The organism is Neoroseomonas rubea, from assembly GCF_016106015.1.
GTDB lineage: Bacteria > Pseudomonadota > Alphaproteobacteria > Acetobacterales > Acetobacteraceae > Neoroseomonas > Neoroseomonas rubea.
The window spans coordinates 1-2,173 of the sequence record NZ_JACADQ010000489.1 but is presented as its reverse complement, the minus strand read 5'-3'; the positions used below and the strand labels follow the sequence as shown (position 1 = coordinate 2,173).

At 73.1% G+C, this 2,173-nt stretch carries 4 protein-coding genes; 2 read left to right on the top strand and 2 right to left on the bottom strand.

The annotated features are described in order from the left end of the window. Nucleotide 1: 1 nt before the first annotated feature. Nucleotides 2–481 (bottom strand): YaiI/YqxD family protein, encoded by a 480-nt coding sequence (locus HW577_RS24025; protein WP_198378622.1) that lies wholly within the window; start codon nt 479–481, stop codon nt 2–4. A 66-nt stretch (nt 482–547) separates the two neighbouring features. On the opposite strand from HW577_RS24025, the gene HW577_RS24020 reads away from it, so the two are divergent. Together HW577_RS24020 and HW577_RS24015 are read left to right on the top strand one after the other, a co-directional pair. Next, nucleotides 548–1,075 (top strand): thiamine pyrophosphate-binding protein, encoded by a 528-nt coding sequence (locus HW577_RS24020; RefSeq protein WP_198378621.1) that lies wholly within the window; start codon nt 548–550, stop codon nt 1,073–1,075. Beyond that, the gene (locus HW577_RS24015; protein ID WP_332837804.1) at nt 1,072–1,671 is read left to right on the top strand and encodes a thiamine pyrophosphate-dependent enzyme; all 600 of its coding nucleotides are present in this window, start codon (nt 1,072–1,074) and stop codon (nt 1,669–1,671) included. The genes HW577_RS24020 and HW577_RS24015 overlap by 4 nt, the downstream gene beginning before the upstream one ends. Before the next feature lie 16 nt (nt 1,672–1,687). Here the strand turns inward: HW577_RS24015 and HW577_RS24010 are convergent. After that, a partial coding sequence (locus tag HW577_RS24010; protein ID WP_198378620.1) for an SH3 domain-containing protein occupies nt 1,688–2,173 on the bottom strand: 486 nt, incomplete at its 5' end.

Sequence of the window (2,173 nt, the reverse complement as noted above, 5' to 3'; positions counted from 1 at the left end):
CTCAGCCGCCCCGCGCGCGCCGCAGCGCGGCCTGCGCCATCCGGTCGAGCGCGTTGAGGAACCTCGCGCGATCGGCCGCGGCCATCGGCGCGGGGCCGCCGGTGATCGCCCCGGCCTCGCGCAGCGCGCGGGACAGTTCGCGCCCGGCCAACGCGCCGCCGATATTGTCCTCCGTCCAGGGATGCCCCTTGAAGGACAGTGCCGCCGCGCCCTTCGCCAGGCAGCGCGCGGCGAGCGGGATGTCGGCGGTGATGCAGATGTCCCCCGCGCGCGCTTCCTCGACGATGCGGTCATCGGCCACGTCCGCGCCCGCGGCCACGACGACGAGGCGCACGAGTGGCGAGGGCGGCGGGCGGACCGGGCGGCTGCCATTCGTCACCAGCAGCGTCTCGAGCCCCAGGCGGAGGGCGACGCGCAGCGCTTCCTCCCGCACCGGGCAGGCATCGGCGTCGATCAGCAGGCGGGGCGTCGTCGTCTCCATGCCCCCCCTATGCCGCCTTCGGCGCGGGTGCGATACCGGGCGCGCGATTGCTGAGGGACGTTCGCCATGACCAGCGCCGAGGGCGCGCCCGCCACCTGGCACGGCATCCTGCGCCAGGCCTTCAAGGACAATGATGTCCGCCTCGTCACCTATGTGCCGGACAATGTGCTGCGCCCACTGATCGAAGGCGTGCACGCGGACCCCTTCTTCACCGCCTTCACCTGCGCGCGGGAGGAGGAAGCCGTCGGCATCGTCACCGGCGCGACCATGTCGGGCATGCGCGGCGTGGTGCTGATGCAGACCTCGGGCTTCGCGACGCTGCCCAACGTGCTGGCCAGCCTGCCCGTCGCCTGCCAGGTGCCGGTGGTGATGGTGGTGAGCGAGCGCGGCACGCTCGGCGAGTTCAATCCGGGCCAGGCGATCGTCTGCCGCACCATGCGGCCGATCCTCGATTCCATGGGCATCGAGCACCACACGATGAGCCGGCTGGACGAAGCGGCCTTCATGGCCGACCGCACCATCCGCCAGGCCTTCGCCACGCGCTGGCCGGCCTGCCTGATCCTCTCGCCGCTGCTGACCGGGGGGCGCAAGTGACCGACGCGACCGACAACCTGCATGTGATGAACCGCGCGGCGCTGACGAAGCGCCTGGTCGGCATGCTGACGAAGCGCGAGGCCGTCATCGGCGGCATCGGCAATTCCAACTGGGATCTCTGGGGCGCGGGCCACCGGCCGGAGAATTTCTACATGCTGGGCAGCATGGGCCTCGCCGCGCCGATCGCGATGGGCGTGGCCCTCGCGCAGCCGAAGCGGCGCGTCTTCGCGCTCGAAGGCGACGGGTCGCTGCTGATGCAGCTGGGCTGCCTGTCCACCATCGCGGCGCAGGCGCCCAGGAACCTCTGCGTCATCGTCTGGGACAACGGCATCTACCAGATCACCGGCGGGCAGGGGACGCCGGCGGCGGCGTCCCGCACCGACATCGTCGCCATCGCGCGGGCGTCGGGCATCGGCGGTGCCACCTGGGCGGCGGACCATGCGGAGTTCGACGCGCTGGTGAGCCGCGCGCTGACGACCGACGGGCCGCACCTGATCGGCGTGAAGATCGACAATGAGCCGGGCCGGACGCAGACCGACCGCGATCCGATCCGCTTCCGCGAATCCTTCATGCGGGCGATGGCCGAGCCGGTCTGACCGCCTCGACGCGGGATCAGGGCTGGGCGGGCTCGAAGCCCTGGCCCTGGCCCGCGCGGGTGAGGTCGCCCACCGTCTCGGCGAAATTGTCCCGTCGCGCGACGTTGGTCGCGGCGAGGAAGCGCAGCGGTTCGTCCGCCCGCGGCACGCGCCGTGCGGGTGCGGCCGCGCCGAAGGACGATGCCGGCACATAGCCGAGCCGCATCCCGCCCGGCCGTTCCACCGCGACGAAGTCGGGATCCCGCGATGGGCGCAGCGCCACCTGCGTGCCCGCCGGCAGCGTGGCGACGCGCACCGACGTCGCATCCGGCCGCGCGCGCAGCGGCAGCGGCAGGGGTGTCGTGGATTCGATCGGCGGCGCGGTATCCGCCCCTTCCGTGCGCGCACCGGGCGCGAGGGATTCCATCGCCGGGGCGAGTTCCGCGTCGCGCGCGGCGATCCGCGCCGCGATCTCCTGCGCCAGCGCGGCATCGGCTGCGGCCGCCGTGCGCAGCGCCTCGAG